Source organism: Rossellomorea sp. NRS-1567 (genome assembly GCF_050467885.1).
Lineage (GTDB): Bacteria > Bacillota > Bacilli > Bacillales > Bacillaceae_B > Rossellomorea > Rossellomorea aquimaris_C.
In genome coordinates, this window is record NZ_JBITPL010000015.1 from 301,978 (window position 1) to 320,552 (window position 18,575).

17 protein-coding genes and 1 pseudogene are annotated in these 18,575 nt (G+C 38.8%); 14 read left to right on the forward strand and 4 right to left on the reverse strand.

Going from position 1 to position 18,575, the window contains the following annotated elements; genetic code table 11:
- Positions 1 to 82: 82 nt before the first annotated feature.
- Both ACIFOD_RS10870 and ACIFOD_RS10875 read left to right on the forward strand, forming a co-directional pair.
- Complete coding sequence (locus ACIFOD_RS10870) at positions 83 to 1,063, forward strand: ring-cleaving dioxygenase (protein ID WP_430314584.1); 981 nt, start codon at positions 83 to 85, stop codon at positions 1,061 to 1,063.
- Positions 1,064 to 1,077: 14 nt separating this feature from the next.
- A complete protein-coding gene (locus ACIFOD_RS10875) occupies positions 1,078 to 1,683 on the forward strand; it encodes an alpha/beta hydrolase (protein ID WP_430314585.1) in 606 nt (201 codons plus the stop codon).
- A gap of 42 nt (positions 1,684 to 1,725) precedes the next feature.
- Here ACIFOD_RS10875 and ACIFOD_RS10880 read toward each other — a convergent pair whose 3' ends face one another.
- Positions 1,726 to 2,640 carry a hypothetical protein gene (locus ACIFOD_RS10880; protein WP_430314586.1) on the reverse strand — a complete coding sequence of 305 codons (915 nt, stop codon included), beginning with the start codon at positions 2,638 to 2,640 and terminating at the stop codon, positions 1,726 to 1,728.
- A gap of 243 nt (positions 2,641 to 2,883) precedes the next feature.
- Between ACIFOD_RS10880 and ACIFOD_RS10885 the strand changes: the two genes are divergently transcribed.
- The 3 genes and pseudogenes from ACIFOD_RS10885 (at position 2,884) to ACIFOD_RS10895 (ending at position 5,535) form a co-directional block, all read left to right on the forward strand.
- Positions 2,884 to 3,957 carry a bifunctional transcriptional activator/DNA repair enzyme AdaA gene (locus ACIFOD_RS10885; RefSeq protein ID WP_430314587.1) on the forward strand — a complete coding sequence of 358 codons (1,074 nt, stop codon included), beginning with the start codon at positions 2,884 to 2,886 and terminating at the stop codon, positions 3,955 to 3,957.
- Between the two features lie 87 nt (positions 3,958 to 4,044).
- A pseudogene (locus ACIFOD_RS10890) lies at positions 4,045 to 4,716 on the forward strand (DNA alkylation repair protein).
- A 213-nt stretch (positions 4,717 to 4,929) separates the two neighbouring features.
- Positions 4,930 to 5,535, forward strand: coding sequence for a YitT family protein (locus ACIFOD_RS10895; protein WP_430314588.1), 606 nt, complete (start codon positions 4,930 to 4,932; stop codon positions 5,533 to 5,535).
- Between the two features lie 40 nt (positions 5,536 to 5,575).
- Here the strand turns inward: ACIFOD_RS10895 and ACIFOD_RS10900 are convergent, their stop codons facing one another.
- Positions 5,576 to 6,352: an MBL fold metallo-hydrolase gene (locus ACIFOD_RS10900; RefSeq protein ID WP_430314589.1), complete on the reverse strand. Its 777-nt coding sequence runs from the start codon at positions 6,350 to 6,352 to the stop codon at positions 5,576 to 5,578.
- A gap of 176 nt (positions 6,353 to 6,528) precedes the next feature.
- Here ACIFOD_RS10900 and ACIFOD_RS10905 point away from each other — a divergent pair, with 176 nt between their 5' ends.
- The 9 genes from ACIFOD_RS10905 (at position 6,529) to ACIFOD_RS10945 (ending at position 16,421) form a co-directional block, all read left to right on the forward strand.
- The gene (locus ACIFOD_RS10905) at positions 6,529 to 6,705 is read left to right on the forward strand and encodes a hypothetical protein (RefSeq protein WP_430314590.1); all 177 of its coding nucleotides are present in this window, start codon (positions 6,529 to 6,531) and stop codon (positions 6,703 to 6,705) included.
- Between the two features lie 197 nt (positions 6,706 to 6,902).
- Positions 6,903 to 7,199, forward strand: coding sequence for a TIGR04104 family putative zinc finger protein (locus ACIFOD_RS10910; protein WP_430314591.1), 297 nt, complete (start codon positions 6,903 to 6,905; stop codon positions 7,197 to 7,199).
- A gap of 107 nt (positions 7,200 to 7,306) precedes the next feature.
- On the forward strand, positions 7,307 to 8,302 hold the full coding sequence (locus ACIFOD_RS10915; protein ID WP_430314592.1) for a DUF3231 family protein: 996 nt from the start codon (positions 7,307 to 7,309) through the stop codon (positions 8,300 to 8,302).
- Between the two features lie 575 nt (positions 8,303 to 8,877).
- Positions 8,878 to 9,675, forward strand: a complete 798-nt coding sequence (locus tag ACIFOD_RS10920; RefSeq protein ID WP_430314593.1) for an alpha/beta fold hydrolase — start codon at positions 8,878 to 8,880, stop codon at positions 9,673 to 9,675.
- Positions 9,676 to 9,807: 132 nt separating this feature from the next.
- A complete protein-coding gene (locus ACIFOD_RS10925; protein WP_430314594.1) occupies positions 9,808 to 11,274 on the forward strand; it encodes a sensor domain-containing diguanylate cyclase in 1,467 nt (488 codons plus the stop codon).
- Positions 11,275 to 11,586: 312 nt separating this feature from the next.
- The gene (locus ACIFOD_RS10930) at positions 11,587 to 12,309 is read left to right on the forward strand and encodes a TIGR02206 family membrane protein (protein WP_430314595.1); all 723 of its coding nucleotides are present in this window, start codon (positions 11,587 to 11,589) and stop codon (positions 12,307 to 12,309) included.
- Between the two features lie 58 nt (positions 12,310 to 12,367).
- Positions 12,368 to 12,919, forward strand: coding sequence for a glycerol-3-phosphate acyltransferase (locus ACIFOD_RS10935; protein ID WP_430314596.1), 552 nt, complete (start codon positions 12,368 to 12,370; stop codon positions 12,917 to 12,919).
- A gap of 35 nt (positions 12,920 to 12,954) precedes the next feature.
- Positions 12,955 to 14,565, forward strand: coding sequence for an aminotransferase class V-fold PLP-dependent enzyme (locus tag ACIFOD_RS10940; RefSeq protein ID WP_430314597.1), 1,611 nt, complete (start codon positions 12,955 to 12,957; stop codon positions 14,563 to 14,565).
- Positions 14,562 to 16,421 (forward strand): LTA synthase family protein, encoded by a 1,860-nt coding sequence (locus ACIFOD_RS10945; protein ID WP_430314598.1) that lies wholly within the window; start codon positions 14,562 to 14,564, stop codon positions 16,419 to 16,421. Before ACIFOD_RS10940 ends, ACIFOD_RS10945 begins: the two co-directional genes overlap by 4 nt.
- A 93-nt stretch (positions 16,422 to 16,514) precedes the next feature.
- On the opposite strand, the gene ACIFOD_RS10950 is transcribed toward ACIFOD_RS10945, so the two are convergent.
- Both ACIFOD_RS10950 and ACIFOD_RS10955 read right to left on the reverse strand, forming a co-directional pair.
- Entirely contained in the window at positions 16,515 to 16,877 is a 363-nt protein-coding gene (locus ACIFOD_RS10950) for a hypothetical protein (protein ID WP_430314599.1), read from the reverse strand.
- 130 nt (positions 16,878 to 17,007) lie between these two features.
- A complete protein-coding gene (locus tag ACIFOD_RS10955) occupies positions 17,008 to 18,261 on the reverse strand; it encodes an ATP-binding protein (RefSeq protein ID WP_430314600.1) in 1,254 nt (417 codons plus the stop codon).
- Between the last annotated feature and the right edge of the window lie 314 nt (positions 18,262 to 18,575).

Below are 18,575 nucleotides of genomic sequence, written 5' to 3' on the forward strand. Positions count from 1 at the left end.
AAAGTATCTTGAATTAAAGGTAATTTTCGTGTATGATGAAGATAGAAATTAAGCAAGATTATTACTAAGGAGTGAATCGATTATGAACTTAAAACCACTTAAAGGGCAGCATCACGTTTCTGCCATTACAGCGAATGCTAAGAAAAATTATGACTTCTATACAAAAACACTAGGGCTTCGACTCGTAAAAAAATCCATCAACCAGGACGATACATCTGTTTACCATCTTTTCTATGCAGATGAAAGAGGAAATCCAGGGACGGACCTCACATTCTTCGAAATTCCACATGCGGGGAATACGTATAAAGGGACGAACAGTATTTCATTAACGGCACTGAGAGTGAGCACGGATGAGTCTTTAGCTTATTGGAAGAATCGCTTTGAAGAGATGGGTGTTGAGCATGACGAAATTTCTCACCATAGTGGGCGGGCAACACTAAGCTTCCGTGATTTTGAAGGTCAGCGCCTCATGCTTGTGTCAGATGAAAAGAACGAAGGAGTTCCAGGTGGGAAGCCTTGGGACAAGAGCCCGGTACCCGTGGAGCATGGGATTGTTGGCCTGGGTCCGATTACGCTGACGGTTGCTAGTGGGGAAAACACGGCAATGGTACTGAAAGACGTATTAGGTTTTACAGAAACAAGGGCTTTTCCTTCACATGTAGATGGGCAACCGGATATCCGAGTGTTTGAAACAGGGGAAGGCGGTACTGGTGGAGAAGTATATCTTGAAGAGAGAAATGATCTTCCACAGGAAAGACCGGGAAGAGGAAGTGTTCACCATGTAGCCTTCCGTGTGGAAGATGAAGATGAATTACGTAAATGGGTTGATTGGGTCACACAAAACCGCTTGCCGAACTCAGGTTTTGTTGAACGATACTATTTCCGTTCCCTCTATTTCCGTGAACCAAATGGTATTCTTTTCGAACTGGCTACTGACGGACCAGGCTTTGAGACCGATGAAGATTTTGATAATTTAGGTGAAAATCTATCACTTCCACCATATTTTGAAGCGCAAAGAGGTTCCATAGAAGCGAAATTAAAACCCTTGGATACAAAAGAATAAAGGAGGAAGTCAGCTTGAAACATATATTTAAACAAGGAAGTAAAGACTTACCTACACTTCTGCTCCTTCATGGAACAGGTGGAGATGAGCGTGACCTATTACCACTGGCTGAGATGATTGAACCCGATGCATCTGTATTAAGCGTAAAAGGGAATGTGGATGAAAATGGAATGGCCAGATTTTTTGCACGCTTACGGGAAGGTGTTTTTGATGAAGAGGATTTAGTATTCCGAACAAAGGAATTGAATGAGTTCATTGATGAGAGTGCTAATGACTACGGGTTTGATCGTCAAAATATCGTTGCGCTGGGATACTCAAATGGAGCGAATATTGCGGCTAGTTTAATGTATCATTACAAGGATGCATTAAAAGGTGGAATCCTGTTCCATGCTATGGTTCCTAGACGAAATGTCAAGCTTCCAGACTTAAGTGACGCACTTGTATTCATTGGTGCAGGAAAGCGAGATCCACTCATCCCCATGCAAGAAACAATGGAACTCGTTAAAAATCTTCAAGACGCCCGAACCCAGGTAACAGAGTTCTGGACAGAAGGTGGGCATGAGCTTCGTCGCGAGGAAGTAGATGAAGCAAAAAGATGGTTTGAAGCGAATTTTAAATAATGTTTAGAATCCGGAAGGGAAGTCTTCCGGATTCTATATTATTTAATTGTCTACTATCTGATAGGCCTCAAAAATCCGTAGCTTTCCAAGGGTCAAAATCCCTCTCCATTCCTTTTCAGCAATTGGCCAGGTCTCGTCATATTGTCCGAACCAGGACCAATTCGGCTGCCAAAAACCTTCCTGGTGTTGAGTTTCAATCTCGACATTCAATTGCATATGTACCTCCTCTTTTAAGGCTTCATAAAAAGGGGAAGCAGGATGACTGGCTACCTGCAATGGTTTGGCTACATATTCATTCCAACGTGATGGATCGGTACAAACAGTTTTTCGTAGGGAAGAAGAAAGAATTCTATAAAGAGTGGATTTCGTTTCCTCTTTCACCTCAGAAAGGAGTCGATCATAACAGAGAAAATCATGCATCTCTATTGGGTGTGAAAGATTCTTTAACTCTGTGACCGCTCTCTCAGTCCATTCTTTTAACCGAGGGTGTTCTGGACAAAATAAATGAAAATAACCTACTATTTCAGCGTTAGGGTTAGCCCAAGTTGTTTGAACACCACTTTGTCCCTTTTCAGAATCAAAATGCCACCATGGTGCATGGGGAACCAAATTAATCTCTTCAGACACAGCATGCCAGCCGTTGATTTTCTCATCGTATGTGTTTTGCAGGTAGCTAATCGCCTTTTGAACGATAGGATGTTCGGTTGAAAGCTTTAAGTCCTTTGCATGCTGTAATCCAACGGTTGTTGCCATTGGAGATGAACTGTCCAATCGAAAATCAGGCTCTATACAGTTGCCGAATCCTCCGTCCATATTTTGAAAATTTGCTAGTTCTTTGATTGCTTCCTCTTTACTTCCTTCTTCAAAATAAAAGCTGAATAGCTTTTGTTCAATTGGTCTTGCATGTGTTTTGATATAGGTAGCTGCTGTATTCCATTGTTGTGACGTCAGTTTCATAATAGATGCTCCTTTATCGTAATTTAGATTGAATAATTATTAATTGCTACCTTAATAAATTATCTATTGGGTGAGAGAATCCCTGCTTGTTACGATAATTAGTTGGAATATCAAGGTCCGTCCCTCAAAAAAGGAGAAGAATAGTAACTTCTTTTAGTATAAAAATCGATGCCTGATTTTCGGCGGCATCGTTGTTTTATTGAGGTTATAATAAAGGAAGAATGAAATAGTGGAGGAATGAGGATGATTTCCGTCGAACTACAAAGGGAGTATTATCAAGCGTTAGTCGAAAAAAGATCGGATTTTGAAGGGATTTTTTATGTAGGGGTTAAAACGACAGGTGTGTTTTGTCGCCCGACTTGTCCGGCTAGAAAACCTAAATTTGAGAATTGTGAATTCTTTGGAACAGCTCAACAGGCCCTTCTGGCGTCGTTTCGACCTTGTAAAAGATGTAAGCCCTTATCGCACCCCAATAGTATCTCAGATGTTGTAAAGAAGCTGGTAGAGGCTGTGGAAGAAAATCCTGAAAAACGTTGGAAGGATAAAGATTTTCAGGAGCTATCCATAGATGCATCTACTGCTCGGCGTCAATTTAAGAGGCGGTTCGGTATGACCTTTGTAGAATATGCCAGAGCCCGCAGGATGGGGATTGCCATGAAGCACATCCGATCAGGGTCGATGGTGATGGATGCTCAACTTTCAACGGGATATGAATCAAGCAGCGGATTCAGAGATGCTTTTTCGAGAATAATGGGAACGGCACCAGCTTTGTCTCATCAACAGCACATACTTAAAGCAGCTTGGATTGATACGAAACTTGGACCGATGATTGGAATGTCAGACGAAGAGGCTTTATACCTGCTGGAATTTGTTGATCGTCGCGGTCTGGAGAATGAAGTGAAGAGATTGAGGGAGAAAACAAAGGCGGCAATCATTCCCGGTTCTACCGAGCCTCTTCGTTCCATTGAAAAGGAATTGAACGCCTATTTTGATGGCACTTTATCAGCCTTCCAAACCAAGTTAAAAATCAACGGAACACCTTTTCAACAAAACGTTTGGAGCGAATTGCAGAGAATCCCTTTTGGACAAACCAGATCCTACACTGAGATCGCTGAAAATATTTCCAGTCCAGCAGCTGTTCGAGCAGTCGCAAGAGCCAATGGGTGTAATCAGCTTGCCATCATTATTCCTTGTCATCGAGTGATACGAGCGAATGGAGATCTTGCCGGCTATGCAGGTGGTCTTAACCGGAAGAAATGGTTGATTGAACATGAATGTAAGATGAATGAGGGAATGAAGGGATCATTCACCAACTAATTCTATAGAGAAGAATACAATTGAACAAATATGATGAAAGGGTGGTCAAACATGAAATATGATGAAGTAATGGCAGCACTTTAAGAGATGGGTAACGAACAGACCAAGAATACATATTTACGTCACGGCGCACATGAACCATTATTCGGAGTGAAAATTGGAGATATGAAAAAACTGGTAAAATATGTGAAAAGAGAGCGAGGTCTTGCATTAAGCCTGTACGAATCGGGAAATTTCGATGCCATGTAGCTGGCAGGATTATCTGTAAATCCTAAAGAAATGAAAAAAGAAATCCTACAGGATTGGGTCAATAAAGCAGATTGGTACATGCTGGCTGAATACACTGTTGCTAATATAACCGCAGAGAGCGACTACGCTATTGAATTAGCGAATGAGTGAATCAATTCGGAAAATGAAATGACGGCAACGGCTGGCTGGAGTGCCTATGCAGGGTATATTAGTATAACCCCAGACCAAGAAATCAATATAGACGAAATCAAACAGTATCTGAAACTTATTGAAAAAACGATTCATGAAGAGAGAAATAGAGTACGTTACGTAAAGAATGGATTCGTCATTTCTGTTGGAGCACATGTAGCTCCATTGCTAGTTGAGGCAAAACTAGTGGCGAATAAAATTGGGAAAGTACATGTCGATGTTGGAAATACAGCATGTAAAGTACCGGTAGCGGCCACCTATATAAAAAAGATAGAGGATAAAGACAGAGTCGGAGTGAAAAGAAAGACATGCATTTGTTAAATAGGTAAAAGGAGATTGGAAATGAGCTCATATTGAATTTATTTGGCCGGGCTGACGGTCCAATAACCATATTTTTAATGAATTTATACTACTAATATTTGAAGAATTTCAATTAGTCCAAAATCAGTCATTTTCATTTCTCTGTTGCAGAAGAAGTGTATAGCTACTAGACTATGAAATAGAGTCCTTTACAGAATCGGGAGCAATGTACAGATGAATGTAGTAAGAAAGGGTACTATTTTAGGTATAGCAGCAAGCATACAAGGATTGGCCATGGCTGTCTTTTTGTTTCCCCATTTTATCCCTTCAGGTGGCGCTGCAAGTGTGAGTGTGCTATTAAACTATTTGTTGCATGTCCCATTTGCCATTACGCTATGGGTGTTAAATGCTTCTCTTTTACTAGCTGCGGTTAAATGGTTAGGAAAAGAGAATGCACTTTGGACCATGTATTGTGTGACAGTCACGTCGTTTGTAGTTAATTTCTTGAATTCTCATTTAATTGGAACTGTTTCTTTTATTTTCGTCGATCTATTGATTGGCAGCATCCTTTTCGGAATCGGAATAGGGATCCTGTTCAGAATGGGAGCATCCTCTGGAGGGATGGACATTTTAGCACTTATTATTTCAAAGCTAAAAGGGTACACCCCAGGGAAGACTTTATTCGTCATTAATGGCAGTGTGTTACTACTAACAGGAATCGTAGTAGATTTAAAAATCATTCTTTTTGCCTTAATCTGCCAATTCATAGGAACAAGAATCCTGGATATCATTTGTCAGCTGGAATACAAACGAAGCCTCAACCGCCTCGGAAATCAGTAAACAGAAGGTCCGTCCCTCTAAATAGGGACGGACCTTCTGTTTACGATATTTCTTTGATAATGGATTTGACTGTATGTACTGGTGAGTTTTCGAAAAGTGAAATATATTGAAAAAGTTTGTTTTTGGGAAGCAGGTGTTTTCGAATTTCTTTAGCCGTTTTTCCCTCCAGGTGTGCTATCATAACGGCTTCTTGAAGGTTCTGAAGATAGGCTAGTTTCTTCTCTAAAAGCTTTCTTCCTTGCTTCAAGTATCCTTGATGTGAACAATACACTTCTTGAAAGGAATACTGCAGGGTTCTGTCAATTGATCGAATGAGATCAGGTACAGATTCAAATGAAAAATTAGAAGTAGGAGAATGGAATAAGTATAAATCCCCTGAAAAGCAAATGCCCTTTTCTTCATCTATGAGAACGATGTGATCATCAGCGTGTCCCGGTGTATGAACAATTTGAAACGAATGCTCGGCCGTTTTAAATACGTCTTCTTTAAGTGGAAACGGGTGAAATGCCTGGCGATTATGCCAGAACATAGCTCTGTAAAAAGGCAGTTTAGTGCTGTGAGAGCACTTTTGTACCCCTAACGGATGAATCCATTGAGGAATGGAGTAAAACCTTTCAATCCATGAACTGTTACCCGTGTGATCCTCATGATGATGAGTATGAATCACTCGTTGGATAGGAAGCTCTTTTACAATTTTCCGCACTTCGTTTTTCATACTGTAAGGTCCTGTATCAATAAGGACATCGTCGACTCGAAAAATGTAAACCGGCATTTTCTGACCCATCGTTTGAACGTTTAGTTTAAATGATTGTATCAATTTAGTTACCCCTTATGATTTAGTGTTATAGTACATAGTTCGAATGAAAGTTGAAAAATCCTGCATGAATTCATTTTTTTGAGGGGAATATCCTTAACCAAGTTAACTGATTGGTTGAACATGGTATAATTTACTATAATTGGTGTATCAAACGCTTTTAAAGGGGATTTTAATTTATGAAAGGGAAACGGAAGTCTTTGCTCTTAATCCTAACCATCATGATGGTGATCACCATCATACTGCTCGATAAAATGGGTTTAAAAAATACGATTGAGTCTTGTGAGAACCATGGCAGTGTAGCAGAGGTGGAAGAAGGAATCCTGTCATGGAATGTATCATGTGAAAAAAAGTAATATTGGTGTTGAAATTAAAATTTGGTTAGATATGTGAAATTATTCACAAAACTGCACTGGAAATATTGGTGATGGGGTGTGATTTTGGGGACCCTAGCAGTAAATACGAGGGACGGACCTCAGTAACATCTACTCCTGACAGACTTATAATGGTAAACTAGAGAAAAGAGTAGATAATTTACATAGGGGGAAATGCTTTGCAGAAGTGTAATGTATGTAAGAATCAGTTTCAATGGAAAGAGTTATTATTCTCCATTTGGAGGTCTTATAAACCTATAGAATGCAGTCAATGTGGTAAAAAACATACGATTAATTTCACCTCGAAATTTATTGTTTCTTTTCTCATCATTGTTCCAGCGGTTGTATTCGGATTATTGATTGCACCCGAACAGGGTTTATCAAAGCCGCTCACGTTTGGTGTAATCGTATTATTGGCTATGGTTATTTCACTATTTCTTCCGTTATTTGTGAAATATGAATATAAGAACAGATAAGAAAGAGAGCTGCCGATCACAGGCAGCTCTTTTCATTTACTATAAATTATCCAGAATAATTTACAAGATTAGGAAAACACTAAGAGAAAAAGAAAAGGAGTCGAAAGATGGAGGACAAAGACATAAGATTGACTACCGCAGAAATCTCCGCTTTGTGGACGACTTATATTAAGTGCTCGGCGCTAAATTGCTTTTACACCCATTTCCTTACATACCTGAAAGACGAAGGAATCAAATTCATCATCGAAGAAAGTCTACAGACAAACGTAGAGATAATGAGTAAGATTAAGTCTCTCTTTATGTCTGAAGGATTTCCTGTACCAAAGGGCTTCATTGACAGGGACATAGATACAACCGCACCACCCTTATATACTGATTTGTTTGCTCTTAGTTTTGTTTACCGCGGAGGTCAGGTCACGAGCGGTCATTACACCACTATAGTGGGGGCCGTTGCCCGTACAGATGTATATGACCTTTTTGAAAAGGCGCTGACAAAATCATTATCACTATATAAACAATCATTGCAATTAATGTTGGAAAAAGGGATCTATGATCGTCCACCAAAAATGAATTATCCCCATTCTATAGAATACATTTCAGAGCAGCCAACTTTGTTGGAGAGCTGGTTAGGTGAAACAAGGCCACTTAATGCATTGGAATTGAGTGAATTATTCTTTGTAATTGAGAGAAATTGCATTGGAATCATTCTATTGAAAGGATTTATACAAGTTTCTAAAGATATCGAAGTGAAGAATTACCTTAAAAAAGGAAAAAAATTAAGTGAAAAGCAGATTACCACTTTTAATAATGTCCTGGTAAAAGATGATTCATTTCCCACTTATCCGGTATCCATGGAGGTAACAGATTCAAATGTGGCCCCATTTTCAGAGAAGTTGATGCTTTTTTTTATCTCTTCTTCAAACTCAGTGGGGCTGTCAACACTTTGTCACGCCATCACGATGTCTACAAGGAAGGATTTAGCCGTTCATTATACACTTTTTGTGACAGAAATCATGAAGTATGGTGCAGATGGCCTTAAGCTGTTAGTTGAACGTGGATGGTTGGAGCAGCCACCACAGCAGAAGAGTCGTGAGGACTTGTAGGAATGAAATCTGATTGGGAGGTATGTTGATATGGTTTCGAAGATTCTTTTTATTTTTCTAATTGGAATGATTACGCTGCTGAAGGTTGATTTAATAAAAATTCGGGTTAAAAATGCAGTACGGTATAAGTTCTCTAGCGTGGTATCGGCATTTTATATAGTGCGGTAGTAAGACATTTGAAAGCAAATGTATCCAAACCTTCTATTTAGGTTGGGATCTTTTATTTGGTAAAGATATTATGATCGTGTAGGGAGTATATGCTCTTGTTTCAGAGCAGAAGATAATGATGGCAGTAAGGTGATAAGTGTAAGGAATTTCTATAATTGGAATGTATTATCCCATTCATCACAAAATGTTCGGAATTTCTTCAGCTATTATATGACAAAGCGACTTCAGATAGTATAGAATAATAGATAATTAAGGTAAGGCTTCAAGAGCATAGAGTGTATCATGCAATTGTTTTGAAAATCGATTTTCATATTAATGATAGTTAATAGAAGGAAAACGATTCTCGAATAATTGGCCTGATTCATTTCATTCTTTTGGTAGGTTGTGCTGTTTTAAGGAGAGAATTGATGCTAGAATACAACGTTCATCAAGGAGTCGGCAAAGAGTATGTGGTGTTTCTCCATGGAATCGGGGGAAACTCAAGAATTTTCGGCAAGCAGCTGGATATATTCAAGAAATCTTATAATGTAATAACGATTCATTTGCCCGGGCATGGAGAGTCCCCAAATATAGAATCATATAATGAAAAATTCACAATTGAATTAAATATACGTGAAGTTCTTAAGGTACTTGATCATCTTAAAGTGGAACGGGCTCATTTTATCGGCATTTCACTTGGCTCGGTTCTCATACACGCTTTGCTTCAAACTGCTCCCAATCGTGTGAAAAGTGCAGTTTTAGGAGGGTGTATTACCAGGTTTAATTTACTATCCAATACACTTCTTAAAATTGGTGATACAGTAAAAAATATGATTCCATTTATGTGGTTATATAAAATTTTCGCCTATATTATGATGCCTAAAAGCAATCACAGAGTTTCACGAAAGTTATTCATCCGTGAAGCAAAGAAAATGAACCGTAATGATTTTCTCGGGTGGTATCGCCTTACCCCTTATGTGAAATCAACATACACTTCTGTACAAGAAAGGGCTTCTCATATTCCCAAGCTTTACATATCCGGGAAGGAAGATCACCTATTCGTAAAGTCTCTTGATCAGGATACAAATGGAGACCCCTCAGCTACGAAAGTGTTCATTGAAGATTGCGGACATGTTTGTAATGTGGAGAAGCCAAGGGAATTTAATCGACTGGCACTTGATTTTATTTATAAGAACCAGGGTGTGCCATTACGCAAGGTTCAATAAAAAAACAGATGTTTCCCATTTCCTTATCGAGATGGGAGCTTTTTTTGTGAATGCAGGATATTCACAGACTAGATTACGATATTAAAGGTTTACATAATAATATATCAATCCTACAGAAAAGGGAGTGGAAATATGGGAGATTCTTTGGATGATAGCTATTTAGATAATGTTAAACGTGTGAACGAGCTTACGTGCATGAACGTTTACCAGTGTGGGAGGGAAGAACGCTACGACCGCATAACCCGGCTCGTGAAAGAAGTATTCCAGGTTGATGTGTGCCAGATCAATCTATTGACGGATAAAGAACAGTTGTTTAAATCTTCTGTGGGGTTAGGGTTAGCAGGGGAAACGGATGCGGTAAGTCGATCGCCGGTACGCGAGTCATTATGTCAGTATGTAATTGTGGATAAAGATTATTTTGTAGTTGAGGACACTTTAAAGGATGTTGAATCATCAACCCACCATTTTGGAGAGAAGTATGGAATACGATTCTATGCGGGCGTCGGATTAAAAGTGAAATCAGGACATGTGATTGGGACACTCTGCATTGTCGGACACGCTCCAAGAACTTTTTCTTGTGATGAATTGGATCTCCTTAGAAGCTTCGGGAAGTGGGTAACAACCGAAATAGAGCTTCAAGAAGAAATGACGTTAAAAGAAAGTCGGGAAACCTATTTAAAGAAGTTGTATTCCATTTTCACTTCAACTCAATCATTGGAAGAGAAGCAGCAACAATTGCTTGATACCTTTTCGCGTCTATTAAAAACCCGTTTACTTGGCATGTATTATAGGAAGAAAAATCAGTTTCTTCCTATAGACGGTGAAGAAGACCTTTCATCGTTCTTGAATCAGGAACTTCAAAGGGAAATACATACCTATATAACGGTTTCCAGTCGTAAAGGGACCCTTGAGATTAATGACACTCAAGTTCATCTTTTGCCAATAGTGGATAATGGGGTATCAAAAGGATGTTTCTTCTTCATTGATGATTCATGTGAAGAAGATTCCTTGCTTCACCAACACTTGAAACTGAACGAAGATTTATTAAATTTGGGTAGCGAGTGGATGAACACGGAGTATATCCGGATGGAATCACATCTTGAAATTCAGAAGCTACTAAGAACCGACGAGCTTACTCAATTAAAAAATAGAAAAGCGTTAAATGAGGACCTAAAAGACTTGTACACAAAGACGATAGACTACGCATTGTTGTTCCTGGATATCGATCACTTTAAAGGGATCAATGACACCTATGGTCACTCAGTTGGTGATTATGTGTTAAAGGAGATAGGTAAACGTTTAACCTCATTGAAACAAGAATATACTGTTGCATGCTACCGGATCTCAGGAGATGAATTTGTGCTTCTAATAAAAAATGAAGATGCAAATACGGTTAAAATGTTGGCTGAAACAGTATTAGGGGCTTTCTCGGTACCTGTTGTATTTGATGGCGCAAACGAACTGATAGTGGGAGTGAGCATTGGCGTGAGTGTCTCATCTGGTAATGAAGTGGATGACTTTAAGTCTACGATTCAGCGTGCAGACCGGTATATGTATGATTCAAAGCGAAGTGGCGGAAATCGAATTACAATGGAATAAGAGTTATAGAGTGGAGAAATCTCTGTTAAGGAATCTGATGGATTCTTAACAGGGCTTTTTTGTTCTGTGGTTAAGGATTAAGAGAAAGGGAATAGGGAGGGAAGGAATGTTTAGGTTGAGTTAAGGAAAATGATTGTGAGGTATCTTTGGGAAGGTCCGTCCCTTAAGTGTATTAGATTGTGATGAAAAGCTTGTTTTAGCTGAGTATGGTGTAAGAGTGAGGTCCGTCCCTTAAAGGAATTGATGAACCATTAAGAGAATATAGTATAGATGGGTGTTCGTAGGGGAGTTGTGGATTTGGTGAAGGAGTTTATGAATTTTAGGTATGAGGAGTATCCTTTTGAGTTGTTTTCGGTCTCCCATGTGGCAGCAATGATAGTCTCGTTCGGATGTATGATCGGTTTGTTTGTGTTTAGAAATCGACTAAGCGGCAGTGGTAAGGGTGTGTTGAAATGGCTAATCGTGGTGCTGCTGGTTTTGAGTGAAGCATTATTTCAGATTTGGTACTTTATCAATGATCAATGGGATGTAGCCATTAATTTGCCCTTTCAATTATGTTCCATCTCATTGTATCTGTGTACGATCATGCTTATTACGAGAAACTATAGGATCTTTGAAATCAGTTTTTTTGCCAGTATGACAGGTGCCTTTATTGCCATTGTGACACCTGAGTTGTTTTTTGGTTATCCCCATTTTCGTTATTTCCAATTTTTCTTAGCACATTTGGCGATTGTATTATCCTGTTTGTACATGGTATGGATCGAAGGCTTCATATTGACGTTCCGGTCTATGGTGAGGGCATTCATTGCTTTAAATCTGATTGCTGTCATCGTGTTCATGGTGAACAGATTGGTAGGAGCAAATTATATGTTTCTTTCTCATAAACCGTATAATGCAAGTCCCATAGACTATTTAGGAGAGTATCCTTACTACCTCCTGGCTCTTGAAGGTGTCGCCCTTATATTATTCATCCTTCTTTATATACCATTTTATCTCTTTAAAAATAGGAAAAGTGGAGGAAATGTAAATACATGAAACTTTCCTGGGTATCAATCCGTCTATTAACATATAAGAAAAGTCAGGTGTAGGAATGATGAGTAATAGTATAATCATAAGTAGTATCATTTTGGTTTCTTACGGTCTGGGAAGTATAACAGGTGCTTATTATATAGTGAGAATGTTTACCGGTGAAGATATTCGTAAACTGGGAAGCGGGAATGTAGGAGCGACGAATGCAGGTCGAGCTATAGGAAGAAAAGGTTTTTTTCTGACGCTGCTGATAGATGCCGGGAAAGTTATTCTTGCATTAATGATCACGGCACAACTGGCTGAAGGTCAGAGTTACTACGTTCTCAGTTCTATATTTGTCATGATCGGACATCTCTTTCCAATCCAGCTTGGACTACATGGTGGAAAGGGAGTAGTTGCTTATTTAGCATCTGCATTATTTCTTAAGCCCCTTACCATTGGGATTTTCGCCATCACTATGGGAATCTCATATATGATTTTGAGAAAATACACCATTGCCGGTTTTCTTTCAATGGCAACCATTCCGATTACGGCATATGTGATTGAGGGTTCATTCACCATTTTTATCGGATTATTGTCACTTTTTGTGATGGTACTGTTGGTCCATAAGCGATAGCTGAAGCAATCTGCGGATACATAGGAGGTACGAGAATGGAAAACCTTTCTCTTCAATATAAAATTGCAAGTGAATCATATGAGTTTCAACAGATCTATACATTGAATTATCGGACCTTTGTAGAAGAAATACCTCAGCACGAAGGAAATCCAGAACGCAAACTGATTGATAAGTTTCACGATGAAAATACATATGTTATTGCTAAAGATGAAGGTGAAGTCGTTGGCATGATTGCGGTTCGTGCCAAGCGTCCCTTCTCTTTGGATTTAAAACTGAAAAATCTTAATGAATATTTACCGGCTGGTGCGGTTCCTTGTGAAATTCGCTTATTATCTGTAAAAGAAGCATATAGAAGTACGAGGGTTTTTTATCAATTATGTGAGCGTTTAGTATCTTATTGTTTGGAGAAAGGATATACGATGGCTCTCATTTCAGGAACGGTTCGTCAGCTAAAGTTATATAAACGAATCGGTTTTCAGCCATTTGCCGATCTCGTGGGGGAGGAAGGGGCCAAATTTCAGCCAATGTATTTAACCCGTGAGAGCTTCGAAAATTCGACGAAAGCCTTTCAGCGATTAATGATTCGCAAAACAGAGAGTTCAGTTCCCCTTTCTTTTCTCCCAGGGCCGGTTCCACGTCATGAAAAGGTAGAAAAAGCTTTCAAAGGAGATGCCGTTTCTCATAGAAGCAGCTCGTTTATTCATGAAATGGGAGAAGTTAGAAGATTATTATGCGAGATGACAAACGCAAACTATGCAGAAGTTGCAGTGGGAACGGGCACCCTATCTAATGACATGGTTGCAGCTCAGCTGAAATGTTTGTCAGGTAGCGGCCTGATTCTCGCAAACGGAGAATTTGGGTACCGGTTGATCGATCATGCAAACAGGTTTGATTTACATTATCATACGCTAGAAAAAGATTGGAATGAAGCAATTTCATTAGGCGAAGTGGAATGCTTACTCCAGGAAAATCAAAACATAAAATGGCTTTGGACGGTTCATTGTGAAACGTCGACAGGCTACTTGTATGACCTGAACGGGCTACTTTGTCTGTGTAAAAGGTATGGAGTGGAGCTATGCGTCGATGCCTGTAGTTCGGTTGGGACCATTCCACTGGACTTTAAGGAAGTGTACTTTGCCACAACGGTCAGTGGGAAGGGATTAGGCTCTTATCCCGGCCTCGCCATTGTATTTCATCGAGAAAAAATACAGCCCAGTCCATCAATTCCAAGGTACCTGGATATGGGAATGTACGAGGTCAATGGAAGCATCCCGTATACCCACTCATCTAATCTGGTAATGGCGCTAAAGGAGGCACTGAATTTTATTGAATATGAAGTTCATGAAAAAATAGCTCTGAGAGTAAGGTGTGTGTTAACTCAAGGAGGATTTCATATACTAGGGAATGAAAACTATTCTCCAGGAGTGATTACAATGGCACTGGAGAGGGAACAGTGTAGTAGACAGTTTGGTGATGTTTGTAAAGATAAAGGTATTTTATTAAGCTACGAAAGTGATTATTTAGTAAAGAGAAATTGGGTGCAGGTAGCACTTATGGGAAGACAAAACGAACGAAAGGTTTTGGAAGCAATGAAAATACTCAACAGAGAATATCAAAGCAATGTCGATTCAAGGGTTGTGAAATGAGAAAGATATCCCGTTTTATATCTCGCTTTAAGACATACAAATTGATTGGGTTTGCACTCGTAACCTTATGGTTAAAGACCGTGTTAGTTTCTTTTATTGGATTTAATTTACGTATCGAATCCTTCTTGGACTTATTACTCATCATATTCAATCCTCTTGGTTCGTTAATGCTATTAATTGGATTCAGTTTTTACTTCTCTAAGAAGATAAAACCCGCTGTTGTCGTCCTTGTTATGGGGATTGCAACCGGGCTTTTATACGGTGATCTATTATATTTTCGATTTTACTCTGATTTTGTTACCGTTCCGATTTTATTTCAGTTTAAAAATGTAGGGGGGATTGGACCAAGTACCTTTGAACTAATGAGTCCCTGGGATCTCCTCTTAATTGTAGATTTCCTTCTTGTCGGGTGGTTATTAAAGAGAAAGTGGACGGCTACCTCTTCCTTTAAGGTTTCAAGGAGGTGGAAGCTTTCATATATCGGGTTGAGTCTAGTGTTACTGCTCGTTACAGTAGGATTAGGCCTGGTGAAATCTCCATATTTATTTGCTGAGTCATATGATAGAGAGCAAATGGTCAAATCAGTGGGGCCATACAATTATCACCTATTTGATATCGGGGTCGAATCTACGGTACCTTTCACAAAGATGCTTGCCAGTAAATCAGATACGGAAGCGTCCATTAAATATACACAATCCAAGAAACATAACAACTCAGATTTGTTCGGTGTTGCCGACGGAAAAAATGTTGTATTGATCAGTATGGAATCCACCCAAAATTTTGTCATCAACCAAAAAGTCGGCGGAGAAGAAATCACACCTTTTTTAAATTCTTTAATCAAGGATAGTTTTTATTTTAATCAAATTTATGATCAGACAGCTCAAGGGAAAACCTCAGATTCTGAATTCATGATCGATACAGGGTTATATCCACTGGCAAGCGGTTCAGCATTTGTTCGCAAACCGGATAACCATTATAAAAGCATGCCCCATATTTTGAAAAAGAAAGAAGATTATTATGCGGCAGTTTTCCATGGCAATGATCGTACTTTTTGGAATCGTGAAATAATGTACGAATCGTTAGGCTACGATCGCTATTTTTCGAAAAGAGACTTCAATGTAACGGAAGAAAACTCTGTTAACTACGGATTAAAGGATATCCCGTTCTTCGAACAATCCATTTCTTATCTTGAGAAATTACCTCAACCTTTTTACACACGTTTCATTACGCTGACCAATCACTTTCCATTTTTATTAGAAGAAGAGGATAAACTTATTCCAGAGGCTTCAACAAAAGAGGATGTTGTGAACCGTTACGTAACAACAGTACGTTATGAGGATGAAGCGATTAAATCATTGTTTGACAGGCTTAAAAAAAATGGAATGTACGAAAATACTATTTTTGTACTATATGGAGACCATTATGGCATCTCAGAAAAATATGAAAATGGAGTTTTCGAGCTTTTAGGGCAGGAAGACACTCCGGTGAATCATGTGAAACTTCAACAAGTTCCACTCATTATCCATGTGCCTGGTGAAGATGGAAAAACGATCAAAACGATAGGGGGAGAAATCGATATTCGTCCAACCATTCTCCATTTATTGGGGATTAATACGAAGGATAATCTTTCATTTGGACATAATCTGTTCACTCGAAAAGAAGACCATCCTGTCATTTTCAGGGATGGTGACTTTGTAACTGAAAAGTACGTCTTTAAAGACAATGTTTGCTATGATAAGAGCAGTGAAGCATCAACTTCTGAATCATTATGTGAGCTATTTAAAGAAACAGTAAGAAAAGAGTTAGGCATGTCTGATGATATTATTTATGGAGATTTGCTGAGGTTTTTAGATTAGACGAAGAAAACCCGGCTCTGTAGTAGAGTCGGGTTTAGTGTTGCACATATAAATGTCTATAATATTATTATGTAAACTTTAGTCATTCCTTGTTCATTCCCTATTTCCTAAAAGACCTATTTCTGAATTTATTTCGTAGAATCTTCCATTAAAGCCAATCACTCCTACGCTAAATATGCGGTCAGGGTCATTTAGGCTTATGTAATGTCTATTTATTCGTAATGTAAATAGTCCAGGAGTATAGGCTCCATTACCGTTTGCTAGCTTTATCCTCTCTGTAATGTTCCCCTCGCCACTATCCATTTCAATGATAGAGCAGTCTTCATTGCAGTCAATATTATATTCCTCTTGCAGCCAAAGGGTAAAATCTTTTTCTGTGGGCTTATTGAGAATGGTTATGATGCATAATGTTATGATTAGACCTATTAAAAACAGGATTGTCGATCTTTTGCTCATCGTATTAGCCTCCCTCCAGGTTATAGAGCCCTGGAAAATATTGATAAAGTAAGTGTATCATAGATTAACAGCGATGGGATTATTCCAAGAAAAAAGCCCAGGATAAAATCTCCTAAGCTTTTGGTGATGATTATTGTTTGGTTGTGAGGGGTAGTCGAATTTTCACGACAGTACCCTTATTCAACTCACTTTCGTATTCAATCATTCCACCCATTTCACGAATGATTTTATTCGTTACCATGCTCCCAAGGCCGGTGCCCTTTGTTTTCGTGGTGTAAAAGGGTAAACCGATCTTTTTCAACTCATCCCCGGTCATCCCTTTTCCCGTGTCTGAAATATTGATTACCACATTGTCCCTGGTAGAGTCTTCTTTTAAAAAAATGGTGATTTCCCCACGTTCCTCAATTGATTCAATTCCGTTCTTTATGACGTTCATAATCGCTTGCTTCATATGATGCTCATCACCCTTAATATAATGGGTGCCATTTTGGAGGAATAGTATCGCTGTATTCGAATAGGAGGCGAATGGTCTTAGTAAGTCGACACAGTCTTGAAGCACTCTTTCCAGGTTGAGTGTAGACAGCTGAAATTCACTTGGTCTTGCTACGCTAAGGTAGTCTGTGATGATTTTATTCGTACGATCTAATTCATTCAGAATAAGTGGGGAGTACCTTTTAAACTGTTCATCTTCAGTATCCTCGCTTAGATGCTGTATGAATCCTCTAACGGTTGCAAGGGGATTGCGAATCTCATGGGCAATAGAAGCCGCCATCTGTCCCACCATATTCAATTTATCGAGATACACCATTTCTTCAATCTGTTTGTTCGTTCGAATCAAATGTTCAATAATGAACACCAGTGCCACAAATGTAAAATAGAAAACCGTGAAATAAATGAAATAAAACGGCAAATGAAGAATAGGAATATAGTTGTTGATAATTGTGATGTAAAACAATGAATGAATCAGGAAGATGATTGTACTTCCCAGTAATTTATATTGTGTTTTTAATAACATCTTACGAAAGAGAATGCCTATTACAAACGCCAGCACGGAGACCGTTATTCCAACCATTACATATGGACCACCTATTAAATAGCGGAAGATGATCACGCATCCTAAAACGATCGATCCTGATAATAATCCGGCGTAGATCGTTGCAATTAAAATGGCGATCATGCGTAAGTCGAAATGAGTCTCCCCAAGGGTTTCAATCGGATAGAGCATACACAATAAAGCCCCAAAGGATGCGATAAGACCATAAGTGATTTTATGTTTGTAATGTGGAACTTGTTTTTCTTTAAATGGAAATAATACGTTAGCATTATACGTAAACGAAAACAAAATTGTAATATTGACTAACAAAGTTTTGATTAATGTAATCAAAGAAAAGCCTCCAAAACCTAATTTACCTGGAAACAGAAAACAGTTCCAGCCTATCCAAAATATGAATATACAAGTAATAAAAATACTTCATTTTCCCCCTTGAGTCAAATCTTACAATTAGATGAGGGACGGACCTTTAAATTATTAATAGAAAATGGCTAGATAACTTGAATAACATGATTAAAACAAGATATTCGTTGTTCCACTGAAAGGCGGATGGTGCTCTATTAGAGGTCCGTCCCTCACTTTTAGCAGGTATTTTGAAGGTGATAATAGAATATATAAGTTATACAAGCCGGTTTTTGTGGGCTTTG

What these genes read in the sequence shown, in the direction of transcription:
- ACIFOD_RS10870 (WP_430314584.1), top strand. Translation starts at nt 83, where the DNA reads ATGAACTTAAAACCACTTAAAGGGCAGCATCACGTTTCTGCCATTACA.
- ACIFOD_RS10880 (WP_430314586.1), bottom strand. Translation starts at nt 2,640, where the DNA reads ATGAAACTGACGTCACAACAATGGAATACAGCAGCTACCTATATCAAA.
- ACIFOD_RS10885 (WP_430314587.1), top strand. Translation starts at nt 2,884, where the DNA reads ATGATTTCCGTCGAACTACAAAGGGAGTATTATCAAGCGTTAGTCGAA.
- ACIFOD_RS10895 (WP_430314588.1), top strand. Translation starts at nt 4,930, where the DNA reads ATGAATGTAGTAAGAAAGGGTACTATTTTAGGTATAGCAGCAAGCATA.
- ACIFOD_RS10905 (WP_430314590.1), top strand. Translation starts at nt 6,529, where the DNA reads ATGAAAGGGAAACGGAAGTCTTTGCTCTTAATCCTAACCATCATGATG.
- ACIFOD_RS10915 (WP_430314592.1), top strand. Translation starts at nt 7,307, where the DNA reads ATGGAGGACAAAGACATAAGATTGACTACCGCAGAAATCTCCGCTTTG.
- ACIFOD_RS10920 (WP_430314593.1), top strand. Translation starts at nt 8,878, where the DNA reads ATGCTAGAATACAACGTTCATCAAGGAGTCGGCAAAGAGTATGTGGTG.
- ACIFOD_RS10925 (WP_430314594.1), top strand. Translation starts at nt 9,808, where the DNA reads ATGGGAGATTCTTTGGATGATAGCTATTTAGATAATGTTAAACGTGTG.
- ACIFOD_RS10930 (WP_430314595.1), top strand. Translation starts at nt 11,587, where the DNA reads ATGAATTTTAGGTATGAGGAGTATCCTTTTGAGTTGTTTTCGGTCTCC.
- ACIFOD_RS10935 (WP_430314596.1), top strand. Translation starts at nt 12,368, where the DNA reads ATGAGTAATAGTATAATCATAAGTAGTATCATTTTGGTTTCTTACGGT.
- ACIFOD_RS10940 (WP_430314597.1), top strand. Translation starts at nt 12,955, where the DNA reads ATGGAAAACCTTTCTCTTCAATATAAAATTGCAAGTGAATCATATGAG.
- ACIFOD_RS10945 (WP_430314598.1), top strand. Translation starts at nt 14,562, where the DNA reads ATGAGAAAGATATCCCGTTTTATATCTCGCTTTAAGACATACAAATTG.
- ACIFOD_RS10950 (WP_430314599.1), bottom strand. Translation starts at nt 16,877, where the DNA reads ATGAGCAAAAGATCGACAATCCTGTTTTTAATAGGTCTAATCATAACA.